The organism is Nonomuraea sp. NPDC050451 (genome assembly GCF_044458585.1).
In genome coordinates, this window is record NZ_JBITHZ010000015.1 from 1 (window position 1) to 24,611 (window position 24,611).

Consider the following 24,611-nt stretch of genomic DNA (forward strand, 5'->3'; position numbering starts at 1 on the left):
GGACGGTGGCGGCCGAGGTGGGCATCGATGAGGTGATCGCCGAGGTGCTGCCCGCCGACAAGGTCGAGGTGGTCAAGAAGCTGCAGGCCGAGGGCCGGGTGGTGGCCATGGTCGGCGACGGGGTCAACGACGCCGCCGCGCTGGCCCAGGCCGATCTGGGGCTGGCGATGGGCACCGGTACGGACGCTGCGATCGAGGCTTCGGACCTGACCCTGGTACGGGGCGACCTGCGGGTGGCCGCGGACGCGCTGCGACTGTCGCGCCGCACGCTGTCCACGATCAAGGGGAATCTGTTCTGGGCGTTCGCCTACAACGTGGCCGCGTTGCCGCTGGCCGCGCTGGGGCTGCTCAACCCGATGATCGCGGGTGCGGCGATGGCGTTCTCAAGCGTGTTCGTGGTGAGCAACAGCCTACGGCTACGCCGCTTCAAGTAGGACATGCCGGTGAAGCGCTCAGTAGACCCGCACGGGGCCCGCTCTCGTCCGTCAGGCGCGAGTTCTCCGTACCGCGGCCGGCCGGGCCGCTTGGTGAGGACGGCGCAGTTCCAGTCCCTTATGACGGCTCTGGATCAACAGGATGGCAACGCCGTGGCCGCAGATATACCCCCTCTCCGTATCGATGAATGACCTGAGGAGAATCACATGCGACGGCTCGCCGCGCTCGACCCCGCCGAAGCGCCGGAGAAGTCCCGGGAACTGTTGAACGACATCATCGGCCGCAGGGGCGCGGCCGGTGAGATGGTCTCCACCATGGCGCACTCGCCGGCGATGCTCCAGGGCTACCTGGACCTGTCGCGGGCCATGAAGCGCAGCAAGCTGCCCCGCGCCCTCAGCGAGAAGATCTCGCTCGCCCTGCAGGAGTGGATCGGCTGCGGCCTCTGCCTCGACGCGCATGCGGCCGGCGCCCGGGCGGCGGGGTTGAGCGAGGCGGACATCGCCCTCGCCCGCCAGGGCACCTCCACCGACGCCCGGGAGGCGGCGCTCATCGCGGTGGCCACCCGCGTGCTGGCCGAACCGTCGTCACTGACGGACGAGGACGTGGCCGAGTTGAGGGCTCATGGCTGGAGCGATCGGATCATCGCCGAGATCCCCGGCCTGGTCGCCCTCAACCTGCTCACCGGCTCCTTCAACCTGCTGGCCGGCCTGGAACCGGTCGAGAAGGCCACGTGAGCGGGCTGCCCTTCGGGCAAAGGGGTCCCGGTGGCAATGGCGCAGAATCCACCGAACCGGCTCCTTGACCTGCGGAAACGTGATGCCCGGCTCCCGGCGCCACGTCTTGCCGGATGGCGTCGGTTCAGCCGGATGATGGGGTAGGCCGCCGGCGGGGGCGCAAAGAGTGTCGCGGCGGCGATCGGCGGCCGCCGCACAGAGCGACCCAGCGCTTGCAGGTGAGAGGCCCGGACGTGCGGACAGGTCAGGCGGGGACGGCGCGGGCGATGCAGATGCGGGCCTGCAGCCGGGGCCGGCTCGTAGAACATGTACTCGACCCCGCCCTGGGTGCCGAACGAGGGCGCGGCCACGCGGCCGTTGTCCGAGGCGATCGGGGAGTGGAAGACGCCGAGATGGACCTCCTTGTCGAAAGCGTCGCCCACCTCGGTGATGCGCATCCTGCCGTCGTTGCCGTGGTAGGCGACGTACATGGTGCCGTTGCGTTTGACCAGGGTCGGGCCGGAGATGTCGGTCACGCCGTCGGGTTCGGGGTTGACCAGCGGCTCCTGGCTGAACTGCCAGCCGTCCCAGCCGTTGGGGGACCAGCCGTAGAAGAGGCGGCGGCCGTTCTTCACGCCCATGAAGACCATGACGTACTTGTTGCCGCGGCCCGGAAGGGAATGCTCGAAGACCCGGGCGTAGGAGGTCTCGGAGGTGCCGGACACCAGGCGGGTGCTCAGGATGGGGGTCTCGTCGGTGAAGGTGATGCCGTCGGTGGAGCGGGCCACGCGGGTGGTGAAGTTCTCGCCGTGGAAGTAGCAGAAGAACTGCCTCGTGGAGGCGTCCCAGGTGACGTGCGGCGAGGACACGTGGCTGACCGTGGTGGTGGGCAGGTACTTGTCGATGATCGGGTTGCCGCTGTAGTCGTGGAACGGGCCCTCCAAGGTGTCGCCGAAGGCCACGCAGATGCCGCCGGGGTTCTCGTGAGGGGCGTAGTAGAGGTAGTAGCGCGAGCGCGGGTTGCCGAGCTTGTCGTACACCCCTCTGATGCAGGGGAAGATGAATTCCCCGGTGCGGTTGTAGTGCAGGGGGAGGGCGAGAGCGTCCCGCACGTATCGGAACACCGGCAGACCCGCCGGCTGGGCGGCGGTCCCGGCGGCGGCGGGCCGGGCGACGAGGCCGGCGGTGGTCGCGGCGCCAAGAGTCGCGGCTCCCAGAGTGGCGGCGCCGGATAACACGCCGCGTCGGGTGAGCGGACGTAAGTCCCGGCCTGATTGATGGATGGTCAACATGCCTCCGATCGTGGTCGCGAAAGGCGATGGACGCCGTGCGACCGGCCAGGTCTTCGACCCGCCGCCGCCCTCGGCGTCACTGTATGTTGTCACGCCCCCGGGAAGCTGTACCACCTGCTAATACGAATTACCCAGCGATTATCTCTTGACGCCCCGTTCTCCCCGGTCCCACAATGACCGAACTAATACGCATTATCGACACGACGGGTGATACGCACTGTGACTGCTTCAGGGCGGCGGCTGACGCAGCAGGACATCGCGCGCATGGCTGGAGTGAGCCAGACGACGGTGTCCCTGGTGCTCAACGGAAGGGCCGAGGGCGAGGTGCGGATCTCGCCCGAAACCCGCGACCGGGTGCTTCAGGTGATCAGGGAGACCGGGTACGTGGCCGACCCCGCGGCACGCCGGCTCGTCGAACGGCGCAACCGCATCTACGGCGTGTTCACCTACGAGGCCGTCTTCCCCGCGGAAAGCGCCGACTTCTATCACCCGTTCCTGGTCGGGATCGAGGAGTGCGTCGAGGAGGCGGGCTGCGACCTGCTGCTGTTCACCAGCGCCAAGGTGGAGCAGGGGGAGCGGCGGCGGATCTTCAGCGCGGAGAGCCGGATCCGGCTGGCCGACGGATGCGTCCTGCTCGGCCGGACGATCGACCGGGAGGATCTGTCCAGGCTGCTGTCCGAGGGCATTCCGTTCGTCTCGGTCGGCCGCCGCGACGACGCGGGCGGACCGGTGCCGTACGTCGGAGCGGACTACCCGCCGGCGGTGCGCGCGCTGGTCGAGCGGGCGGCGGCGCTCGGGCACCGGCGGATGGCCTATGTCGGAGCGGGGGAGGGCCCGGAGTCCTACGCCGACCGGCTGCGTGGCTTCACCGAAGGCGTGGCCGCGACCGGTGTCGAAGGGCTGCACCTGACCACCGCGGACGGGCTGTTCGACTGTGGCGCGACCGTGGTGTTCGCCGAGGAGCTGGCCGACGGCGTGGCCATCGCCGAGGCCGCCAAGACCCGCGGGCTGGACGTGCCGCGCGACCTGTCCATCGTCGCGCTGGGCGCCCCCACCAGGCCGGTGTCGACCGACATCGACTTCGCCGGGTTCCGCATTCCCCGGCGGGAGATGGGCCGCAGGGCCGTCGAGCTGCTCACCCAGGTGCTGGAACGCGGCGGCGTCCCGCAGGAACTGCTGGTGTGCGAGCTGGTCGAGGGATCGACGCTGGCACCCGTACATGAGGAGAGGTAATCCCCCACGTGGTTGAGATATCGGCAGACGCGCTCGTCGTCGGCGGCGGGCTGGGCGGCGTGGCCGCAGCGCTGGCCCTGCTGCGGGCCGGGCGATCGGTGGTGCTCACCGAGGAGTACGAATGGCTGGGCGGCCAGCTCACCAGCCAGGCGGTGCCGCCGGACGAGCACACCTGGGTGGAGCGGTTCGGCGTCACGGCGAGCTACCGCGCGCTGCGCGACGGCATCCGGCGCTACTACCGCGACCATTACCCGCTGACCGAGCGGGCGCGGGCGTGGCCGGAGCTGAACCCGGGCGCCGGGCACGTCAGCAAGTTGTGCCACGAGCCCAGGGTCGCGGTCGCGGTCATCGAGGCCATGCTGGCCCCGTACCGGGGGTCGGGCCGGCTGCGCGTGCTCCAGCCGTACCGGCCGGTCGGAGCCGAGGTGGACGGCGATCGCGTCACGGCCGTGCGGCTCGCGCACCGCGACGGGGGCGACGAGATCACCGCGGTGGCGCCGTACGTGCTGGACGCCACCGAGACCGGCGAGCTGCTGCCGCTGACCGGGACCGAGTACGTGACCGGGTTCGAGTCGCAGGGCGACACCGGCGAGCCGAGCGCCCCGGCGACGGCGCAGCCGATGAACATGCAGGCCGTGTCCGTGTGCTTCGCGATCGACCACGTGGACGGCGACCACACCGTCGACAAGCCCGCCTCGTACGACTTCTGGCGCGCCTACCAGCCGCCCTTCTGGGGCGACCGGCTGCTGTCGTGGCGCTGCCCGAGCCCGCGGACGCTGGAGATCGTGGAGCGTTCCTTCACCCCGAACCCGGGTGACGACCCCCGCCTGGTGGCGGCCGACCAGCGGGTCAACCCGGGTGACGGCAACCTGTGGACGTTCCGCAGGATCGCCGCCCGTGACAACTTCGTGCCCGGCGCGTACGACAGCGACATCGCGCTGGTCAACTGGCCGATGATCGACTACCTGGAGGGGCCGGTCATCGACGTGCCGGACGCCGACCGGCACATGGCGGCGGCCCGTGAGCTGTCGATGTCGGTGCTGTACTGGCTGCAGACCGAGGCCCCTCGTCACGACGGCGGCACCGGCTACCCGGGCCTGCGGCTGCGCGGCGACGTCACCGGCGGCGCCGACGGGCTCGCCCAGGCCCCCTACATCCGCGAGTCCCGGCGCGTCCGGGCCCTGACCACCGTCACCGAACAGGACCTGTCCGTGGCGGTACGCGGCGACAAGGGCGCCGTCTCCTATCACGACTCCGTGGGCGTGGGCATGTACCGCATCGACCTGCACCCGTCGACCGGCGGCGACAACTACATCGACGTCGCCTGCTCCCCGTTCGAGATCCCTCTCGGGGCGCTGATCCCGCAGCGGATGAGCAACCTGCTGCCCGCCTGCAAGAACATCGGCACCACCCACATCACCAACGGCGCCTACCGCCTGCACCCGGTGGAGTGGAACGTCGGCGAGGCGGCCGGCGCGCTCGCCGCCTTCTGCCTGGACCGCGCCACCACGCCGCACGCCGTGCGCGCGGACGGCCGGCTCCTGGCCGACTACCAGCAGCGGCTCGTCCGCGACGGCGTGGAGCTGCGCTGGCCCGACGTCACCGGCTACTGACGCCAGAAGGAGTACCCCCATGAAAGCACCCCTGGCAGCCCTTGCGCTGGCCGCCCTCCTTACGGTCACGGCCTGTGGCGGCGGTGAAGCGCCGGCCGCGCAGGGCCCGCAGCCGCTGCGCATGTCGATCTGGACCTCCAACGAGGCCCACCTGAAGCTGTTCAAGGAGATCGCCGCCGAATACCGCAAGTCCCACCCGCAGGTCGGCGAGATCACCTTCGACCCGATCCCGTTCGAGAACTACACCACCACGCTGACCACGCAGATCGCCGGCGGCAACGCCCCCGACCTGGCGTGGATCCTCGAGAACTCCGCACCCGACTTCGTCGGCTCCGGCGCCCTCGTCCCGCTCAAGAGCAAGGTCGAGAACGCGGGCGAGCTGGTCCCTGCCGCCACCCGGCTGTGGGAGCGCGACGGCGAGCTGTACGCCTACCCGTTCTCCACCTCGCCCTTCGGCGTCTTCGTCAACACCGACCTGGTCAAGGCCGCGGGCCAGAAGACGCCGCGCGAGCTGATCAAGGCCGGCCAGTGGGACTGGGAGCACGCCAACGAGATCAACAAGGCCGTCGCGGCGAAGGGTAAGAACGGCCTGACCATCCTCAACTTCGACTACAAGGCCTGGGACAACCTCGCCACCGTCTGGCAGGGCTGGGGCGCCAAGGCGTGGAGCGACGACGGCGGCACGTGCCAGTTCAACGCGCCCGAGATGGTCGAAGCCATGACGTTCATGCACAAGGCGATCTTCACCGACAAGTCCATGCCGGGGCCGGGCACCGCCGTCGACTTCTTCTCCGGCGACACCGCGATGGCCGTCGCCCAGATCTCCCGCGCCGCCATGCTGAAGGACGCGACGTTCAAGTGGGACCTGGTGCCGCTGCCCGCCGGTCCGAAGGGCGAGTACGCGGTCATCGGCCAGGCCGGGATCGGCGTGCTGAAGAAGTCGCCGAGGGCCGCGCAGGCCACCGACTTCCTCGCCTACTTCACCAACGTGGCCAACTCGGCCAAGCTCGCCGCGTACTTCCCGCCCGCGCGTGGCTCTCTGCTGACAGCCGACACGATGGCCAAGACCAGCCCCATGCTGAACGGCGATCAGCTCCAGGAAGTGGTGATCGACGGCATCGAGAAGGGCGTGGTCAAGCCCAGCCACAAGGGGCAGGCCGAGCTCGCGCAGACCGCCAGGGCCGCGCTCGACCCGCTGTGGAAGCCGGACGCCGACGTCAAGGCGGTGCTGGACGGCGTGTGCGCGAAGATCCAGCCGCTGCTGGGCGGATGACGTGACGGTGACAGATCTCGGCAACCGGGTGGCCGAGCGCGCCGCCACCCGGCCCCGCCACTTCTGGACCATCCCCCGGCGCGACGCCCTCGTCGGTTACCTGATGATCTCGCCGCAGCTCGCCGGAAGCGCGCTGTTCGTCCTGCTGCCGCTCGGCCTGGTCGTCTACTACAGCCTCCAGGAGTGGAACGTGCTGGCGGGCACGTTCGAGTTCGTCGGGGGCGACAACTACGCCAAGCTGCTCGCCGACCCGAACATGGGACAGGTGCTGACCAGCACCGTGCTCTTCTCGGTCGGCCTGGTCGTGCTCAACCTCGCCCTCGCCCTCACCCTGGCCATCCTGCTCGACCAGCGGCTGCGCGGCACCACGTTCTTCCGCACGCTGTTCTTCTCGCCGGTGCTGGTGTCGCTGGTCGCCTGGACCATCGTCTGGCAGTTCCTGCTCCAGCAGGACGGCGGCATCAACGGCCTGCTCGGCGTGGCGGGCGTGGACGGCCCCAACTGGCTACGCGGCGAGACCACCGCCCTGCTGTCGGTCGTCGTCGTCCAGGTCGTCAAGAACGTGGGGCTCAACATGGTCCTGTTCCTGGCGGCGCTCCAGGGCGTGCCGCGCCAGCTGTACGAGGCGGCGCAGCTCGACGGCGCCGGCGCCTGGACCCGGTTCCTGCGCATCACGGTGCCCCTGATCAGCCCGACGATCCTGCTCACCTCGATCATCACCGTTGTCGGGTCGCTGCAGGTGTTCGCCCAGATCGCCGTGCTCACCCAGGGCGGGCCCGGCATGTCCACCACCGTCCTCGTCTACTACCTGTACCAGCAGGCCTTCCAGTTCCGGCACCTCGGCTACGGCGCCACCCTGTCGGTCCTGCTGTTCCTGATCGTCGCGGCGCTGACGTTGCTGCAGTGGCGGCTGCGCCGGAAGTGGGTCTTCCATGAGTCGTAGGGTCAAGCTCGCGTTGTACGCGCTGCTGTGCGTGTTGTGCGTGCCGTTCGTCTTCCCGACCTGGTGGATGGTCACCTCGTCGGTGAAGCCGATCAGTGACATCTTCGCCTTCCCACCCGCGCTCGTGCCCTCCAGGTTCGACTTCTCCACCTACGGCCGGGTCTTCGAGCTGCAGCCGTTCGGGCAGCAGTACCTCAACAGCCTCTACATCGCCGCGGTGGTGACCGTCGGCACGATGGCGGTGGCCGCGATGGCCGGCTACGCCTTCGCCCGCATCCGCTTCCCCGGCCAGAACGTGCTCTTCCTGGTGGTGCTCGTCGGCCTGCTGATCCCCAGCGAGGTGACGATCGTCCCGCTGTTCCAGATGTTCCACACGGCGGGGATGACCGACACGCACTGGCCGCTGATCCTGGTGCCGATCCTGGGCGCGCCCAGCGTGCTGGCGACGTTCATCATGCGGCAGTTCTTCATCACGCTGCCCGGCGAGCTGGAGGAGGCCGCCAGGGTCGACGGGCTCGGCCGCTTCGGCACCTTCTGCCGGGTGGCGTTGCCGCTGGCCAGGCCGGCGCTCGGCGCCGTCGCCATCTTCACGTTCCTGCACTCGTGGAACCTCTATCTCGAACCCATCGTGTTCCTGTCGACCCCGTCGAAGTTCACCCTGCCGCAGGCGCTCACCCAGTTCGTCGACGCCTACGGCTCGCCCCTGTGGAACGTGCAGCTGTCCGCCGCCACGATGACCGCCCTGCCCATCCTGGTCGTCTTCGTGCTGGCCCAGCGGCAGTTCATCGAGGGGCTCGCGCACACCGGTCTGAAAGGCTGACCATGCACTCCCCCCTGCTCTCCCGCCGCACCCTGCTCCGCGCCGCCGCCCTGATCCCGGCCGTCCCCGTGCTCGCGCCCGGCACCGCCTCCGCCGCCACCATCCCCTCCCTGCCGCAGGCTCTGGACCGCACGTCGTTCGCCCCCCACGAGCAGCGCTTCGCGCCGTACCTGGCCACCCTCGCGCCCATGGTCAACGACATGGACGACAGCGGCTTCTTCGCCGGCGGCTGGTGGCGCTCGCCGGCGGCGCCGTACAACGCCCGCGTGCAGGAGCACGTCTTCACGCTGGCCTGGTTCCATGCCAACGCCCGCCCGTGGAACCCGTACACCGGGGACGCGAACCTGCTGGCCGCGCTCGACGCGGCGCTCGGCCACTACCTGTCGCTCCAGCACCCCGACGGCTCCTTCCCCGAGTACAGCCGCGACCAGCACGGCCTGGCGCCCACCGGGTTCGGCATCGGATATCTGGCCAAGACGCTGCGCATCCTGCGCGCGACCGGGGCGCTGCCCGCGCGGCAGGCCCAGCTCACCGCCGCGTTGCGGACGGCCATGACGTGGTTCCTGGAGCCCGGCAACCGTACCGTCTGGCAGGATCGCCTCACCTGGGCGAACCAGACCTCCTCGGGCCTGGCGGGGGCCGGGCTCGCGCTCCAGCTCGACCCCGACCCCGCCCTGGCCACGCGCCTGACCGAGGCGTTCCCCCGGCTCGCCGCGACCGGCCTGAGCCCCGCCGGCTTCTTCTACGAGGAGGGCGGCCACGACATGAACTACAACTTCGAGGTCATGCTCCCCGAGCTGGCCGACGCCTACCACCACAGCCGGGACCCGCACCTGGTGGACATGGCCCGCGCGTTCACCGGCTTCCTCGCCTACAACCTGCTGCGCGAGCCCGACGGCGCCGGATACATGGTCAACGTCGCCCCCTCCACCCGCACCAGCACCCGCTGGTACGACGAGGTCAGGCCCGACCCCGACAGGACCGCGCTCAACTGGACGTTCATCCGCCAGGTGCCGCTGCTGTCGGCCTTCATGACCGCCCGCGAGGACCTGGCCGAGGCCCGCGCGGCCTGGGCGGCGTCCACCGAGCCGGTGGCGCCGCTCGCCAAGCAGGACACCTCGCCCCGCATCCTCACCCACGGCCTGTACGGCGAGCGGTTCCCCAGCAGGCGGCAGCGGGCCGAGGCCATCGCGGACCTGCCCTACCTGCGCTCGAACGACTTCGCCGAACTGCGGAGGGACGGCAGCCAGGACTTCCTGTACGTCCGCAAGCCCGGCCTGTACCTGGGCGGCTACTTCGGCACGCGCGCCTCCCGCGCCCGTACCGGCCTGACCTTCCTGTGGCACCCCGACGCCGGCACGATCATCTGCGGGCTCAACGACAACAACCACGCCTGCTGGTCCACCGTCTTCCCCGGCCAGGCGCCCGACTCCAACGGCTCCCTGCCCGCCACCTACTTCCACGGCGCCCCCGGCGGCCGCGAGTGGACCGGCGGCCGGGCCCCCGCAGCCCTCGGCATCCGCTACGGCAACGCGAACGTCACCACGGACGTCCTCGTCACCCGCCGGACGGTGCGGCGCACGGTCACGGCGAACGCCGCCGCCACCGAGCAGATCCCGCTCATCCTCCATCCCACGGACGTCGTCACCTTCACCGACGGCACCCGGGTCGCGTTCGGCGGCTCGACCGCCGCCACCGCCGACGGCCTCGACCTCCGCCGGGGCCGCACCACGATCCGCTTCCGCTGGGGCACACCGCTGCAGGCGACCGTCGCGGCCGGCAGCATACGGTACTTCCGCGACGGCGCCCGCCGCTTCCACGCCCTCCGCATCCCTCACCAGGGCACGTTCGACCTCACGGTCAACATGGGCTGACGCCCGCCCCCGCACGGTGACCGTCAGCCGCGCCGGCGGGTCCGGCGCGGCTACTTCCGTCCGGTGCCGGGGAGGGAGCTCGCGCGGACCACGAGCTCCGGATCGAAGCGCCCCTCCATGTCCTTCTCCTTCTCCAGCCCGAGCAGGATGCGCACGGCGCTGGCCCCGAGCGCCGCCGACGGATGCCGGATCGTTGTGAGCGGGACGATGGCGAAGTCGGCGAACTCTATGTCGTCGTAGCCCACGAGGGAGAGATCGTCCGGCACCCGGGTTCCGGCCGTGATGAGCCCGTGCAGGAGCCCGAGCGCGAGCAGGTCGTTGCCGGCGAAGATCCCGTCCGGCAGCCTCGGCCCCGACCGCCCGGCCAGCGTCCGCGCCACCGCCTCCCCGACCTTCGCCGTCTGCACCTCCACCCGGATCACTTCGAGCGAGGCCGGCGTCGAGGACTCCGCGATCGCCCGCTTCGCCCCCGCCAGGCGCAGGTCGACGTGCGGGTGCGGGCCGCCGACGAAGAGCAGCCGCCGCCGCCCCTGGGCCAGCAGGTGGGAGGCGGCGAGGTGGCCGCCCCGCTCGTTGTCGCCGGAGATGGCCGGATAGGTGTGCCGGCCTTCGGCGATGCCGACAAGGACGAACGGCGTGCCCCGCCTGCGCAACGCGGTCAGCTCCGCAGGGACCCCGGCGACCGGGATGGCCAGGATGCCGCTGACCTGCTGTGATTCGAAGAACCTGAGGTAGGCCCGCTCCCGCTGGCGGCTCTCGTCGCTGTTGGCGACCAGTACGAAGCGGCCGTGGGCGGCCGCCTCCGCCTCGGCCCCGGCCGCGATCTCCGCGTAGACGGGGTTGCTCACGCTGGAGACGAGCAGGCCGAGCGCGAGGCTGTGGCCGACCCGCAGCCGCCGCGCCGCGTCGTTGCCGACGTAGCCGAGCTCGTCGGCGGCGGCCAGCACCCGGCGGCGCAGGTCGGGCGACACCCGGTCCGGCTGGGTAAAGGTGTAGGAGACGGTCGCGCGCGAGACTCCTGCGCGTGTCGCGACATCGCGGACCGTGACGAGGGGCTTGGCGGGCTTCCCCGGCGCCGGGTCGAACGTCATCGAACTCCTCGTCGTCATGTCCTCGTACGGGTGGGTGCCGCTAGCGTAACGCATCCGTGAATCGATTCACGCCAGTATGGCCAGGTGATCGGTGGGAGGCGGGAAGCCATTGACACCGGGAAGCGGCCCCACGTAATCTGCCCGAAATCTCGTGAATCGATTCACGAGGGTGTACCGAGATCACCATGCCCCTGACCAGCCCTTTCTTGCGTACGTCGGCCACATCCGACGTCAGATCCCTCCGAATAGAACGATTTAACCCTCAGAGAGGAGTTCCACCGTGGCCCTGCCGCAAGCGACCACGACGGCCGTGGCCGGTGCGCGGGAACCGGCCGCGCGAACGTCCGCGGCCGGACCGCCGGGCGGAAGACGCCGCCGGGTCGGCGTGCGCGCCCCCTGGTGGTTCGTCGTGCCGGCGATCGCGGTCTACCTCTTCATCGTCGTCGTGCCCAGCGCGAACGGCGCGTTGTTCTCCTTCACCGACTGGAACGGGCTGCGTGCCGACTGGTCGTTCGTGGGCCTGGACAACTTCGCCGCGGTCTTCTCCGACCGGGCCGCCCGCGACGCCCTGCTGAACACGCTCGTCCTCGCCGCGGTGACGACCGTGGCGCAAAACGTCGTGGGCCTGCTGCTGGCGCTGGGCGTCAACACCATGGTCAAGAGCCGCTACCTGCTGCGGGTCATCTTCTTCGCGCCGGTGGTGCTGACGCCGCTGGTGGCCGGGTACGTGTGGAGCTTCCTGCTCTCACCCAACGGCGCGGTCAACGAGGCGCTGCGCGCGGTGGGACTGGGCGCTCTCGCCCATGACTGGCTCGGCGACCCCGGCACGGCGCTGTACGCGATCGTGGCCGAGATCGTCTGGCAGTTCGCCGGCTACTCGATGGTCATCTACCTCGCGGGGTTGCAGGCGATCCCGGCCGAGGTGCTGGAGGCGGCGACGATCGACGGGGCGGGCGCCTGGAGCAAGTTCCGCCGGGTCGTGCTGCCGCTGCTCAACGGCGCGGTCGTGATCAACGTGATGCTCTGCCTGATCGGCGGCCTCAAGCAGTTCGACCAGGTGATGGCCATGACCGGCGGCGGTCCCGGCACGGCGACCGAGACGATCTCGACCGGGATCTACAAGAGCGCCTTCGTGCTCGGCGACTTCCCCTTCTCGATCGCGCTGGCCGTCGTCATGACCGTGGTCATCGCCGTCCTGGCCTCGGTGCAGTTCCGCCTGACGCAGAGGAAGGGCTCCTGATGCACTCGCGATACTCCTGGCGGACGCTCACCCGTGAGGTCACGCTGATCCTGCTCGCGCTGGTGTTCCTCATCCCGCTGGCCGGCCTGCTCAACGTCTCGCTCAAGCCGCAGGACAGCCAGACCGGCGCGCTGGCTTTGGAGTGGCCGCCCACGTTCGGCAACTACGTCGAGGCGTGGAACCAGGCCAGCCTCGGCGCGGCCCTGGCCAACAGCTTCGCCATCACCGCGGTCAGCGTCGTCCTGATCATCGCCTTCGCGGCGACGGCCGCCTACCCGCTGGCCCGCGTGACCCGCGGCTGGTCGCGCTACACCTTCTACTTCCTCATCGGCGGGCTGCTCATCCCCGGCCAGCTCGCCCTGCTCCCGCTGTACGCCACCATGCGCGACGCGGGACTGATCGGCTCGATCTGGTCGGTGATCCTGATCAACGTCGGGCAGCAGATGCCGTTCTCGGTGTTCCTCTACACCATGTTCCTGCGCGAGCTGCCCCTCGACTACGAGGAGGCCGCGCTGCTCGACGGGTGCGGGCCGCTGCGCTCCTTCGTCACCGTCGTGTTCCCGCTGCTGCGGCCCGTCACCGGGACCGTGGTGATCCTCAACGCGGTCGGCATCTGGAACGAGTTCTTCACCCCGCTGCTCTACCTGGGCGGCAGCGACAACACCACGGCCCCCGTGGCCATCTACGGCTTCGTCAGCCAGTACGTGTCCCAGTGGCCGCTGATCTTCGCCGGCCTGGTGATCAGTGTCATCCCGATCCTGGTCGTCTACTTCGCGCTGCAGCGCCACATCATCAAGGGCTTCGCCGGCGGGCTCAAAGGCTAGAGCCCCGTCATCCCCCCGCATTCCGACCCTGGAGTCTGTCATGAAGTTCGGCAAAACCTTCGCGTCCGTGTGCTGTCTCGCCTTCGCCGCGGCCGCCTGCTCCACCTCCGGAGGAGGCGGCGCCACCACCGCCGCCTCCTCCGAGAAGGTGCTGACCCTGGCCGCCGCGGGCCAGGGACCGGCCAAGGCCGCGGTGGCGGCGTTCGAGAAGGCCAATCCCGGTGTCACGGTGAAGACGATCTACACCGAAGACGACGCGTCGTACCAGCAGCAGATCCGCACCCAGCTCTCCTCGGGGACGGCCCCCGACGTGTTCCGCATGTGGCCGGGCGGCGGCAACACGATGGCCGTGCGCGACCTGGGCAAGGACGGCATGCTCATGGACCTGTCGGGAGAAGCCTGGGCGGGCGGGCTCAGCGCCGACCTCAAGTCCGTCACGACCGACCCGGCCGGCCGGGTCGTCGCGGTCCCGGTGACGATCGGCGCCATCGGCGCGGTCTGGAACGACCAGGCGCTGGCGACCAGCGGGCTGAGCAAGCCGACGACCTGGCCGCAGGTCCTGAGGTTCTGCGCGGACGCCAAGGCCAAGGGGGTCGTCGCCTTCGCGCTCGGGCTGAAGTCGGCCTGGGTGACGCAGCTCGTCCCGTACGCGCTGACCGCCTCCCTGGTCTACGGTCCCAGCCCCGACTTCACGCGGCGGCAACTGGACGGCAAGGCCACCTTCGCCGGCTCAGCGTGGAAGCAGGCACTGGAGAAGTACGTGGAGATGCGGGACAAGGGCTGCTTCAACGACAGTCCCAACGGCGTCGGCTACGACGAGCAGATGCAGATGTTCGGCCAGGGCAAGGCCCTCGGCGTCGTGCACGTGCTGTCGGCGGTGCAGTCGGCGCTCGAATACGCGCCCAACGGCACCACGTTCTCGATGACCCCGTTCCCCGCCACCGACAACGCCGAGGCCACCTACGTGCCGGTGTCCGTGGGCATCGTCTACGGCGTCAACGCCAAGGCCAAGAACCCCGCCCTGGCGAAGAAGTTCATGGAGTTCCTCGCCTCGCCGGAGGGCCAGACCCTCTACGCCACCGCCTCCGGCAGCAGCCCGGCGCTCAGCAACTCCTCGTTCAAGGCCGACGCGCTGCAGCGGCCGGTGATCGACGCCGTCGCCGCCAAGCGTTCGACGCTTTACCCCGACCAGTCCTGGCCCAGCCCGAAGGTCCAGCAGGAGCACCTGACCTCCATCCAGGAACTGTTCAACGGCACGGTCGACGTGCCGACCGTGCTGTCCCGCATGGACGCGGCATTCGCCGCCAAGTGAAGGAAACCATGACGAGAATCCGCGACCTGGTCATCACCCCCGTGGCCTTCCGCGATCCGCCCCTGCTGAACTCCACCGGCCTGCACGAGCCGCTCGCCCTGCGCTGCGTCCTGCAGCTGCACGTGGACGACGGCGTGATCGGACTCGGGGAGTGCCCGGGCGACCGCGGGCACCTCGACCGGCTCGTGGCGGTGCGCGAGCACGTCATCGGCCAGAGCGTGCACGCCCTCAACCGCATCGAGCAGGCCGTGGAGCAGGCGCTCGCCGGCGTCGCCGATCCCGTCGCGCGGCGTGCGACGTTCTCGGCGATCGAGGTGGCCTGCCTCGACGCACAGGCCCGCCTGGCCGGGGTGCCGGTATCCGAGCTGCTCGGCGGCGCCGTGCGCCCCGCGGTGCCGTACGCCGCATACCTGTTCCACAAGTGGGCCGCCCACCCCGGTGCGGACACCGACGAGTGGGGCCCGGCCACCACCCCCGGCGAGCTGGTGGAGCAGGCTCAGCGCATGATCGCGCGGTACGGCTTCCGCTCGGTCAAGCTGAAAGGCGGTGTCTTCGCCCCGGAGCGGGAGATTGACGCGATCATGGCGCTGCGGGAGGCGCTGCCCGGCGTGCCGCTGCGGCTCGATCCCAACGGGGCCTGGACCGTGGAGACCGCCCGGCGGGTGGCCGGGGAGCTGGCCGGCACGCTGGAATACCTGGAGGACCCGGTGCTCGGCGTGAAGGAGATGGCCGCGGTCGCCGCGGCCGCGCCGATGCCGCTGGCCAGCAACATGTGCACGACGTCGCTGGAGACGATCCCGCCCGCGGTGGAGCTGGGGGCGGTCCAGGTGGTGCTGTCCGACCATCACTACTGGGGCGGCCTGCGCCTGACCCAGCACCTGGCCACCGTCTGCGCCACCTTCGGCCTGGGACTGTCCATGCACTCCAACTCCCATCTGGGGATCAGCCTGGCGGCGATGACACACGTGGCGGCGGCGATCCCGACCCTCACCCACGCCTGTGACACGCACTTCCCGTGGAACGCCGGCGAGGACGTGGTGGTCCCCGGCGCGCTGCGGTTCGTGGACGGAGCGGTGCCGGTGCCCGAGGGGCCGGGGCTGGGCGTGGAGCTCGACCACGACGCGCTGGCGCGGCTGCACGAGGCGTACGTGCGGTCGGGCCGGCAGGTCCGCGACGACACCGGTTACCTGCGCCGGCTCCAGCCCGGTTTCGACCCGTCCCTGCCCCGATGGTGAACGCTGTGGTGAGCACTATGGAAGCGTGCCTGTGGATCACGCCCAAGATCTTCGACGACCTGCGGGACCCGGCGCCCGGTGTGACGGCGTTCTTCGACCACCACGCGGACTGGCTGGCCGGCCGGCCGGTCACGGTGGTGTTCTGCACCGGCAACGGCGATCACATCCTCAACTACCGCGGCCTCACGGGCTGGAAGGAGCGCTTCGACTGGGCCCGCTACAACTGCTTCGCGCTCGGCTCGGGCGGTCCGGCCGCCATGACGCGGGCGCACAACCTGGACTGGCTCACCCGCGTGCGGGAGGGCGGCGAGCGCTCGTTCAACCCGTACTCGGCCGGGCCGATGTTCATGCTGTCGGAACAGCCGATGGACTACGAGGTGCTGGCCGGGATCTACGCGGCCGTGCGCGCGGAGGCGGAGCGCCGCGGGCTGTCGCTGAGCCTGCTGGAGTATCTGGAGCCGGGCCCCGAGTTCTGCCGCAGCGAGTGGAAGACCGTGCTGCACCCGGAGGTGGCCGGCAGCGCCGCCGACGCGGGCGGCCACCTGGTGCCGGGCGTCCTCGACGTGACGGCGCCGCTGGCGGCCGACCCGCGCCCGTATGCCGCCCATCCCGGAGGCATCCCGGCCGGGCTGCCCGCCGGTGACTTCGTCGCCGCCCAGACCGCCGCCTTCACCAGGGACTTCGGGCTGGACGGCGTCATGCTGGGCAACCAGTTCGGCCTGCTCGGGTTCTGGCATCCGGACAGCGCGCCGCCGCTCACCCCCGCCCGCGCGGCCGGGATCGAACGGTTCTTCCTGCGCCTGCGCGAGGCGATGGGGGAGCGGCTGGTCTACTGGATGGACACGTACTGGCGGGCCGAGGTCGAGCGGGCCGCCTGGGGCATGACCGACGCCGCCTACCACAGCCTCGACGCGATCCTCGTCAGCACGTTCGCGGTGCTGGTCGAGCGGACCGAGATCGTGCCCAACCTGCTCAGCAAGGCCGCGCTGGGCGGGCCGCGGCCGCTGCTCGGCCTGGACTTCGTCGACCCGTGGTACTGGTACCGCACCTACCTCGACGACCGGCGCACCTACCTCTACCAGCGGGAGGTGCTGGCGGCGCACGCCGAGTCGGTGGCGGGCGTCTCCTTCTTCGCCAACGACACCTTCGGCCACTTCGTCCCCGCCTCCGAACTCGGGAGCACCCTGGAGGTGGTGAGAAGGGGGGAGAAGGGATGACGTCAACGCGGGTCGGCGTGTATGTGCGTACGCATCCCTTGCGGGTCGAACAGGATGAGCAGCTCGACAACGCCGCCGTCGGCGCTGCCCAGCCAGTGTGGCAAGGACGTGTCGAACTCGGCCGCCTCACCGGGCGGCAACGTCAGGTCGCGCTCGCCGAGGACGAGCCGCAGACATCCGTTGAGCACGTACAGCCATTCGAAGCCGTCGTGGGTCTGCGGGGTCGGTTCGAGCGGTTCCGGCCGGGCGGGGATGATCATTTTGAACGCGTGCACCCCGCCAGGCCGCCGGGACAGCGGCACGAAGGTCATCCCGAACCTCCGGATCGGCGTGAGGTGGATCCGGGGGTCGCCGGTGCGCGGGGCGCCTACAAGGTCGTCCAGCGGAACGTTGTAGGTACGGGCCAGCGGCAGCAGCAACTCCAGGGTCGCCCGGCGCTGCCCGCTCTCCAGCCGGGACAGGGTGCTCTCCGACACGCCGATCGTCGTCGCGAGGTCGGCGAGGGTGATGCCGCGGTGACGACGCAGCGCGCGAAGTCGCGGCCCCACCGCGTCGAGCACCTCGTCCATTTCGTGGTCCACGGGGCCAGCTTGCCAGAACCGCAAGATTTCGTGCCAGATCGGTGTGCGCCTGGCGAGACTGAGCGCACACCGATGGAAGGAGTCTGGATTGAACGCCACCGATGCGGTCATGTTCTGGGACGGCGTGTACGCGGGGCGACCGGCGGCCACCGATCCGCGGCCGAATGCCCGCCTCACCGAAGTGGTTGCGAGCCTGCCGCCCGGCGACGCGTTGGACCTCGGATGCGGTAACGGCGGCGACGCGCTGTGGCTCGCCGGGCAGGGGTGGCGCGTCACCGCCGTCGACATCTCGGCCGTGGCGCTCGAGCGGCTCGCCGCCCTTGCCCGCGCACATGAACTGGGCGACCACGTCAGCACCGTGCGGCATGACCTGCAGAAGTCCTTCCCGCCAGGCCGATTCGACCTGGTCTGCGCCCACTACCTGCACACTCCCTTCGACCTGGACAGGGCGGTCGTCCTGCGCTCGGCTGCGCACGCACTGCGCCCTGGCGGGCGGCTGCTTGTCGTCGACCACGGCTCGACCGCGCCGTGGTCATGGAACCAGGATCCCGGCATCCGGTACCCGAGCCCGAGGGAGGTCGCCGCCGGCATCGATCTGGACGCGGCGACGTGGACGGTCGAGCGAGCCGAAGCACCCCGCCGGGTCGCGACCGGGCCGGACGGGCGCACCGCCGAGGTCACCGACCACGTCCTGCTCATCCGCCGCGGCGCTGACACCGGCGAACAGCACACGAAGGGAGAAGATCACCATGCCTGACACCGTGCGCCGCCGCCGCGACACTCCGCCGCCCAGGACCGGGAGCAGCGAGGCCGAGGTCCTGCGCGGATTCCTCGACTACCTCCGGACCTCGATCGCCGCGAAGGTCGAGGGTGCCCCCGAACCGCAGGTGCGAACAGCCGCAGTGCCGTCGGGCACGAACCTGCTCGGCCTGCTCAACCACCTGACCTTCGTCGAACGGGCGATGTTCCTCGGGGACGACGTCACCGACTGGCAGGCGACGTTCCGGGCCGCACCGGCGGACAGCGTGGCCGACGTCGTGGCCCGCTACCGCGAGACGGTCGGGCGCGCGAACGACGTTCTCGACGGATGCACCGATCTCAGCGCCCCGCTCCCGCGACCGCGGCCGGGACGTCCCGCTCCAAGCGTCCGCTGGGCCCTCACCCACATGATCGAGGAGACCGGCCGTCACGCGGGCCACGCGGACATCCTCCGCGAACTGATCGACGGCGCTACCGGGCGCTGACTCCGGCCGACGTCCTGGTCGTCGGCCGTCGGCGCGGGCGAACTTGAGTAGGGGCATACTCAGGCGGTCGCGGCGCGAGGGCGCGATGGTGGAGGCATGCTCGCTTTACGCGCCCGCCGTCTCTTCGACGGCCAGGAAATGCGCCACGACCAGGTGGTGATCGTCGAGGACGGCCGCATCGCCGACGTCACCACCGACGTGCCGGAGGCGGTCGACCTGGGCGATGCCACGCTGCTGCCCGGACTCATCGACTGCCACGTCCACCTGGCCTTCGACGCCGGCCGCGACGTCGTGGCGATGCTGGAACCGCCGGGGCTCGCCGACCGGATGCGGCAGGCCGCGCGGCAGCACCTCGCGGCCGGGGTGACGACCGTACGCGACCTGGGCGACCGGGACTACCTGGCGCTCGGGCTCGAGCTCGGGTTCGACGGGCCGGAGATCCTCTCCGCCGGGCCGCCGATCACCACTCCCAGGGGGCACTGCTGGTTCCTGGGCGGTGAGGCGGCGGGCGAGCAGGGGGTGCGCGAGGCCGTACGGGAACGGGCGGCGCGCGGCGTCCACGTGATCAAGATGATGGTGACGGGCGGCGAGATGACGCCCGGAACGCACTCCCACCTGCTCCAGTACGGCCTCGCCGAGCTGAAGGCGGCGGCCGACGAGGCCCACGCGCACGGCCTGCCGATCACCGGGCACGTCCACTGCGCGGAGGGGATCGCGCACGTCCTGGACGCCGGGTTCGACTCGATCGAGCACTGCTCGTTCTTCACCGAGGACTCCTACGCGGTGGACCACGCGATGATCGCCCGGCTGGCCGCCGCCGACGTCGTGGTGTCCATCACGGCGGGGGTGGCGCCCAGCCCGGCGCCGCTGCCACCGCGCATCCAGCAGCGGATCGCGGGCATAAGTGAGGGGCTGCGGGCCATCAACGCCGCCGGGGTGGACTTCGTCGTCGGGACGGACGCGGGCATCGGGCCGCCCAAGCCCCACGGAGTGCTGCCGTACGGGGCGGAGATGCTGGTCGAGCACGGGTACGCGCCCCTGGATGTGCTGCGGGCGATCACCTCGGTCGCGGCCCGCGTCTGCCGGGTGGGGGAGCGCAAGGGCAGGATCGCGCCCGGGTTCGACGCCGACCTGCTGGCCGTGGCCGGCGACCCGCTCTCCGGCATCACCGCCTTGCGGCGCCCGCTGGCCGTCTACCGGATGGGACACCGCTCCCCGGGCTGATGACCCGCGGCATCCGGCGGCAACTCCAGGTCACCGGAACGCCATCGATTCATCGGCGGCCCGTCAGGTCGCAGAAGCGGGTCCCGAAGAGCGTGGTGAAGGTCTTCAGGAAGTCGTTCCAGTCGCCGTTCACGTTGGCGACCAGCGTGTGGGTGCCCTGGCGGTCACCCATCGCGTACGTCACCGAGCCCTGGATGAAGCCGCCCCCGCCCCAGAGCGTGACCCCGCACGGGAGCTTCTGGGAGTAGACGCCGAGGCCGTACCTGGTGTTCGGGACCCAGTCCGCGCCCTCCGTCGAGACGGTGGTGAACATCTCCTTCTGCTGCGCGGGCGCGAGCAGGCGGCCGCGCAGCAGGGCGCGCAGGAACCGCTGCAGGTCGGAGGTGGTCGAGACCATCCCGCCGGCGGCCCCGGCCCAGCTCAGGTCCGCGTTGGTCACGTCGTGGACCTCCGCGGGCCGGCCGGCCTCGTCGAACTTCGAGTAGTGCCGGGCGTGCGGGTCGCGGATCGTGTTGTCGGCGCCGGGCAGGTACGTGCCCATCAGGTGCAGCGGGCGGGCGATGCGGCGGTCGATCTCGTCGGCGATGGTCGAACCGGTCGCCTGCTCGACGATCATTCCCGCGAGGTTGTAGTTGACCTTGGAGTAGATGAAGCGCTTGCCGGGCTCCTCGGGGCGCGGGGTCTCCTGGCCGGGGACGGCGTCGGGGAGCCCGCTGGTGTGGTTGAGCAGCTGCCTGATCGTGATCTTGGTGCCGTCCGCGCGGAGGTGCTCCTCCACCACGCCGGGCAGCCACTTCGCCACCGTGTCGTCCAGGCTCAGCTTGCCGTCGGCCGCCACCTGCAGGACCACCGTGCCCACGAACGCCTTGGTGAAGCTCCCGATGCGGAAGTGCTCGCCCGGCCGGCGGTGGCGTCCGGTCTTCAGGTCGGCCACTCCCGCCGTCCCGAACCACGGGGCCGCGTCGCCGTCCCTGAGGTCGGCGACGATGCCGGGGCCGCCGCCGTCGGCCACGACCTGGTCGAGCGCGCGCCGGAGCTCGGCGTGGCCCCGGTCGGCCGCGGAGGCGGCGGGGATCGTCATCGCGGTGGCCGTCGCGGTCAGGGCGGCGACGAGCAGGCCGGTACGGAGCATGGACATTGAGCCTCCATGGAGGTCGGAGAGGGCGTGGTCAATCCGCCGGGCAGAGGCGCCGGCGCGGTAAGCAACGCTAGTTGACTAATCCAGGCTTAGTCAACATGAGTTGCTCGAACGTTCTCTCCGACCCCCGGGGCTCACGAAGGGCCGCTGACGTAACGGAGGGTCATCTCGTCGAGATTGAGCCAGTTCGTGCTTCCCTTGGACGCGTTGAAGATGACGGAGACGGTGTTGGCCCCCTCCTGGAGCGCGACGTTCGGCACGGTCACCGTGTTCCACGTGCTCCACGAGCCCGTGGAGGGGAACCGGAGGGCGTCCACGGCTCCGCCGCCGTTGACGAAGACGTGGCGGACGGCGTCGCCCGCGGCGGCCGCGTACCGGAAGGTGAGCTCGTACGTGCCGGCCCGGCTGACGTCGGGCCGCAGGTCCACCCACTGGCCGTCGGCGTTCCAGCCGGCCACGTAGCCGGTGCCGGTGAAGCCCGGGTTGGTGGACTCGGTGCCGACGCCGTGCAGGGTGCCCGACTCGGCCTGGTGCTGGGCGGAGACGTCGAGGCGGTCGAGGTTGAGGTAGTTGCCCGAGCCCAGCTCGACCCGGATGGTGTTGTGGCCCCGGGCGAGCGTGACGCCGTTGAGCACGGCCGTGTTCCAGGTGCCCCAGCCGCCGGTGGACGGGAACGACTGGTCGGACCGGGCGCCGTTCACGATGATCCGGCGGGAGGCGTCCCCGGCGCCGGCGGCGTACCGGAAGCGCAGCTCGTGCGGCCCGGCTGAGGGCACGTTGACATGAAAGGTCAGGGTCTGGCCGGACGTGTTCCAGCCGGCGAGGTAGCCCCGGCCGCTGAAGCCGGCCTGGGTGCTCTCCGCGCCGATGCCCGACGACAGCGCGTTCTCGGCCTCGTAAACGCCGTTCTCCGGCTGGAGCCCGGTGTTGCCGTCGTGCTGGACGAGCTGGAGCGCGCTGACCGCGGCGGCCGCGGTGAGGCTCTGCAGGTACGTGGCGGGGGCGGGCGCGGACCAGTCGGGGCCGGCGAGGGCGTCGCCGGTACGGCGGTGGCGCCAGGCCTGGGTGGCGTTGCGCTGGAGGAAGGGCAGGTACCGGGTCTGGCCGTGCTTGGTGACGAGGGTGTTGAGCGAGCGGAACAGCAGCGACTTGAAGCCCCCGGCGTCGTCGGAGCCCTCGTGCATCATCGTGCCGCCGTTGGTGAGGTAGGTGGTGGCCCAGTCCGCCGCCGCGCGGGCGTCGGTCAGGTAGGAGGCGGTGCCGGTCGCGTCGTGGAGGGCGGCGGCGGCGCCGATGTAGGTGCCGAAGTTGTAGCTGAAGTCCCACTTCACGAGGGTGCCCGTGCCCTCGATGTGGTCGTAGACGTGCCCGGACTGCTGCAGATTGCCCTTGATCCAGGCGAACAGGCTCTGCGCCCGCGTCAGGTAGGCGGCGTCGCCGGTCGCGGCGTACAGCTTGGTGGCGGTGATCACCGCCGGGGCGTTGGTGGCCACGTTCTTCTGGGTGTGCACGCTCCTGCGCCACCAGATGCCGCCGCCGAACGTGGAGTCCTGCTCGGCCCAGATCTGGTCGAACAGGGCACGCGACCGGTTCAGGTACGTCGCGTCACGCGTGATCTCGTACGCCCGCGCGCACGCCAGCGCCCACCAGCCCAGGTCGTCGTTGAAGTCGTTGGCGAAGGTGGGGTAGTAGGCGACGAAACCGGCGTAGACGTCGTCGATCATCTGCCGGTAGGCGGCGCTGCCGGTGCGCTGGTAGGCGTCCATCACCAGCTCCCACAGCTGGGCCTCCCACCAGAAGTCGGTGTACAGGCCGCCTTCCGGGCCGTGGGCGTGCTCGGCGTGGATCTGGTGGTCGCTGTTGGTGTAGAAGTACTTCTTCGCCGGATCCCAGAAGGCGGAGACGAAGGCCGACATCGCCGCGTCGGCGTCGGCGGCCACGGTGGCGTGCGCGGGAGCGGGGGCGAGGGTCAGGGCCGCGGCCAGCAGGAGGCCGGCGGCCGCCGCGCGCGCCCTCATTGGTTGTTCTCCGTCAGCACCCGGTCACCCTGCTCCTGGGCCTTGGCCAGGGCCTGCTGGGCGGTGGTCTTGCCCTCCATGAGGAGCTGGAGGTTGGGGATGACGGCCTCCTCCTCCATGGGCGCGTAGCCCGCGCAGGCGGGGCGGATCTTGGCGTACTGCAGCGTGTCCAGGATCGGCTTCCAGAACGGGTCGCCGGAGAAGAAGGGATCCTGCGCCGCCTGCACGTTGCCGGGGATGTTCAGGCTCGTCCTGGCCCACAGCAGCGCGTTGTCCTTCTCGGCCGTCCACCACTTGACGAACTCCCAGGCCGCGTCCTTGTGCTTGGCCGCCTGGGGGATCACCAGGCCGAAGCCGCCCATGAGGCTGGCGCTGCCGCCCTGCGGCCCGGTCGGCGGCGGCACGATGCCGAAGTCGAGGTCCTTGCCGTACTTCTTGTACGTGGTGATGTTCCAGGGACCCGTCAGGATCATGGAGACCTTGCCGGTCGCGAAGGCGTCGGTGCCCTCGCCGAGCCCCTTCTCGAAGCCGCTCTGGTAGACGCCCGCCTTGATCATGCGGCTCCACAGGTCGAGGACCTGCACGCCCTGCGGGCCGTTGAAGGTCGTGCGCGAGCAGTCGTCGCTGACCATCTGGCCGCCGGCCTGGCGCAGGTACATGCTGAACAGGCCGGTGTCGTCCATCGACAGGCCGGCGCGGACGAGCTTGCCGCCCTCACGCCTGGTCAGCTTCACCGCCGCCTGCTCCAGCTCGGCCCAGGTGCGCGGCGGCTCGATCCCGGCCTCCTTCAGGTGGGCCTTGTTGTAGAACAGGGCCCGCGCGTCGACCGTGAGCGGCAGCCCGTACAGCTTGCCGCCGTGGGTGAGCTCGCGCAGCGCCTCGCCGTAGAAGCGCTCCCGCTCGATGCCGTCCTTCTTCAGCAGGTCGTCGATCGGGGTGAGGACGCCCTTCGGCGCGTAGCTCGCCGTCCGCCAGCGGTCCCAGAACATGACGTCGGGAGCCTGCCCGGACGTCGAGGCGGTGAGAAACTTGGTGAGCATGTCCTCCTGGACGACGTAGTCGACCTGGATCTTGGGGTGCGTCTTGTTGAAGGCGGCGGTCATGGTCCTGAACTGCTGTTCGCCCTCGCCTGACCAGTCGCCCCAGAACTTCAGCCGCACCACCCCTCCCGCTGAGGAGGGGGCGTCGGACGAGGCGCAGCCGGTCGTGATCGTCGCGAGTACGGTGAGGGTGGCGGCGGCCAGCCGCTTGACCAGGGTCGAGTGCATCGGCGGCGGGCTCCTTTCTGAGA

At 70.5% G+C, this 24,611-nt stretch carries 22 protein-coding genes; 16 read left to right on the plus strand and 6 right to left on the minus strand.

Features of this window, described 5'->3' with window-relative positions; all coding sequences use genetic code 11:
* Both ACIBI9_RS36570 and ACIBI9_RS36575 read left to right on the plus strand, forming a co-directional pair.
* A partial coding sequence (locus ACIBI9_RS36570; RefSeq protein WP_397229023.1) for an HAD-IC family P-type ATPase occupies positions 1-434 on the plus strand: 434 nt, incomplete at its 5' end.
* Between the two features lie 207 nt (positions 435-641).
* Entirely contained in the window at positions 642-1,169 is a 528-nt protein-coding gene (locus tag ACIBI9_RS36575) for a carboxymuconolactone decarboxylase family protein (protein WP_397229025.1), read from the plus strand.
* Here the strand turns inward: ACIBI9_RS36575 and ACIBI9_RS36580 are convergent.
* A complete protein-coding gene (locus ACIBI9_RS36580; protein WP_397229027.1) occupies positions 1,055-2,386 on the minus strand; it encodes a hypothetical protein in 1,332 nt (443 codons plus the stop codon). The two genes, ACIBI9_RS36575 and ACIBI9_RS36580, sit on opposite strands and share 115 nt — an antisense overlap.
* 273 nt (positions 2,387-2,659) lie before the next feature.
* Between ACIBI9_RS36580 and ACIBI9_RS36585 the strand changes: the two genes are divergently transcribed.
* Genes ACIBI9_RS36585 through ACIBI9_RS36610 form a run of 6 tightly spaced genes read left to right on the plus strand, consistent with a single transcriptional unit; the run spans position 2,660 to position 10,196 of the window.
* Complete coding sequence (locus ACIBI9_RS36585) at positions 2,660-3,673, plus strand: LacI family DNA-binding transcriptional regulator (RefSeq protein ID WP_397229029.1); 1,014 nt, start codon at positions 2,660-2,662, stop codon at positions 3,671-3,673.
* A gap of 8 nt (positions 3,674-3,681) precedes the next feature.
* Positions 3,682-5,286, plus strand: a complete 1,605-nt coding sequence (locus ACIBI9_RS36590; protein WP_397229031.1) for an FAD-dependent oxidoreductase — start codon at positions 3,682-3,684, stop codon at positions 5,284-5,286.
* Between the two features lie 19 nt (positions 5,287-5,305).
* Positions 5,306-6,559, plus strand: coding sequence for an ABC transporter substrate-binding protein (locus ACIBI9_RS36595; RefSeq protein ID WP_397229033.1), 1,254 nt, complete (start codon positions 5,306-5,308; stop codon positions 6,557-6,559).
* A 1-nt stretch (position 6,560) separates the two neighbouring features.
* Positions 6,561-7,502: a carbohydrate ABC transporter permease gene (locus tag ACIBI9_RS36600; RefSeq protein WP_397229035.1), complete on the plus strand. Its 942-nt coding sequence runs from the start codon at positions 6,561-6,563 to the stop codon at positions 7,500-7,502.
* On the plus strand, positions 7,492-8,322 hold the full coding sequence (locus ACIBI9_RS36605; RefSeq protein WP_397229037.1) for a carbohydrate ABC transporter permease: 831 nt from the start codon (positions 7,492-7,494) through the stop codon (positions 8,320-8,322). Before ACIBI9_RS36600 ends, ACIBI9_RS36605 begins: the two co-directional genes overlap by 11 nt.
* A 2-nt stretch (positions 8,323-8,324) precedes the next feature.
* Positions 8,325-10,196, plus strand: coding sequence for a hypothetical protein (locus ACIBI9_RS36610; protein ID WP_397229039.1), 1,872 nt, complete (start codon positions 8,325-8,327; stop codon positions 10,194-10,196).
* 50 nt (positions 10,197-10,246) lie between these two features.
* Here ACIBI9_RS36610 and ACIBI9_RS36615 read toward each other — a convergent pair whose 3' ends face one another.
* Positions 10,247-11,341, minus strand: a complete 1,095-nt coding sequence (locus ACIBI9_RS36615) for a LacI family DNA-binding transcriptional regulator (RefSeq protein ID WP_397229041.1) — start codon at positions 11,339-11,341, stop codon at positions 10,247-10,249.
* 226 nt (positions 11,342-11,567) lie between these two features.
* On the opposite strand from ACIBI9_RS36615, the gene ACIBI9_RS36620 reads away from it, so the two are divergent.
* The 5 genes from ACIBI9_RS36620 to ACIBI9_RS36640 are packed head-to-tail and all read left to right on the plus strand — an operon-like array spanning position 11,568 to position 17,115.
* On the plus strand, positions 11,568-12,527 hold the full coding sequence (locus ACIBI9_RS36620; protein ID WP_397229043.1) for a carbohydrate ABC transporter permease: 960 nt from the start codon (positions 11,568-11,570) through the stop codon (positions 12,525-12,527).
* The gene (locus ACIBI9_RS36625; protein ID WP_397229045.1) at positions 12,527-13,351 is read left to right on the plus strand and encodes a carbohydrate ABC transporter permease; all 825 of its coding nucleotides are present in this window, start codon (positions 12,527-12,529) and stop codon (positions 13,349-13,351) included. The genes ACIBI9_RS36620 and ACIBI9_RS36625 overlap by 1 nt, the downstream gene beginning before the upstream one ends.
* Positions 13,352-13,391: 40 nt before the next feature.
* Positions 13,392-14,663: an extracellular solute-binding protein gene (locus ACIBI9_RS36630; RefSeq protein ID WP_397229047.1), complete on the plus strand. Its 1,272-nt coding sequence runs from the start codon at positions 13,392-13,394 to the stop codon at positions 14,661-14,663.
* A gap of 8 nt (positions 14,664-14,671) precedes the next feature.
* On the plus strand, positions 14,672-15,898 hold the full coding sequence (locus ACIBI9_RS36635; protein ID WP_397229049.1) for an enolase C-terminal domain-like protein: 1,227 nt from the start codon (positions 14,672-14,674) through the stop codon (positions 15,896-15,898).
* An 8-nt stretch (positions 15,899-15,906) separates the two neighbouring features.
* Positions 15,907-17,115, plus strand: a complete 1,209-nt coding sequence (locus ACIBI9_RS36640) for a hypothetical protein (RefSeq protein ID WP_397229051.1) — start codon at positions 15,907-15,909, stop codon at positions 17,113-17,115.
* 2 nt (positions 17,116-17,117) lie between these two features.
* Here the strand turns inward: ACIBI9_RS36640 and ACIBI9_RS36645 are convergent, their stop codons facing one another.
* Positions 17,118-17,684, minus strand: coding sequence for a helix-turn-helix domain-containing protein (locus ACIBI9_RS36645; protein WP_397229474.1), 567 nt, complete (start codon positions 17,682-17,684; stop codon positions 17,118-17,120).
* Positions 17,685-17,784: 100 nt separating this feature from the next.
* On the opposite strand from ACIBI9_RS36645, the gene ACIBI9_RS36650 reads away from it, so the two are divergent.
* The 3 genes from ACIBI9_RS36650 (at position 17,785) to ACIBI9_RS36660 (ending at position 20,164) form a co-directional block, all read left to right on the plus strand.
* Positions 17,785-18,453, plus strand: a complete 669-nt coding sequence (locus tag ACIBI9_RS36650; protein ID WP_397229053.1) for a class I SAM-dependent methyltransferase — start codon at positions 17,785-17,787, stop codon at positions 18,451-18,453.
* A complete protein-coding gene (locus tag ACIBI9_RS36655; RefSeq protein ID WP_397229055.1) occupies positions 18,446-18,940 on the plus strand; it encodes a DinB family protein in 495 nt (164 codons plus the stop codon). The genes ACIBI9_RS36650 and ACIBI9_RS36655 overlap by 8 nt, the downstream gene beginning before the upstream one ends.
* Positions 18,941-19,036: 96 nt before the next feature.
* Positions 19,037-20,164: an amidohydrolase family protein gene (locus ACIBI9_RS36660; RefSeq protein ID WP_397229057.1), complete on the plus strand. Its 1,128-nt coding sequence runs from the start codon at positions 19,037-19,039 to the stop codon at positions 20,162-20,164.
* 49 nt (positions 20,165-20,213) lie between these two features.
* Here the strand turns inward: ACIBI9_RS36660 and ACIBI9_RS36665 are convergent, their stop codons facing one another.
* From ACIBI9_RS36665 to ACIBI9_RS36675, 3 genes are all read right to left on the minus strand, one after another.
* Positions 20,214-21,302, minus strand: a complete 1,089-nt coding sequence (locus ACIBI9_RS36665) for a serine hydrolase domain-containing protein (RefSeq protein WP_397229059.1) — start codon at positions 21,300-21,302, stop codon at positions 20,214-20,216.
* 134 nt (positions 21,303-21,436) lie between these two features.
* Positions 21,437-23,320 carry a glycoside hydrolase family 76 protein gene (locus tag ACIBI9_RS36670; protein WP_397229061.1) on the minus strand — a complete coding sequence of 628 codons (1,884 nt, stop codon included), beginning with the start codon at positions 23,318-23,320 and terminating at the stop codon, positions 21,437-21,439.
* Positions 23,317-24,588 carry an ABC transporter substrate-binding protein gene (locus ACIBI9_RS36675; RefSeq protein WP_397229063.1) on the minus strand — a complete coding sequence of 424 codons (1,272 nt, stop codon included), beginning with the start codon at positions 24,586-24,588 and terminating at the stop codon, positions 23,317-23,319. The genes ACIBI9_RS36670 and ACIBI9_RS36675 overlap by 4 nt, the downstream gene beginning before the upstream one ends.
* Positions 24,589-24,611: the final 23 nt, after the last annotated feature.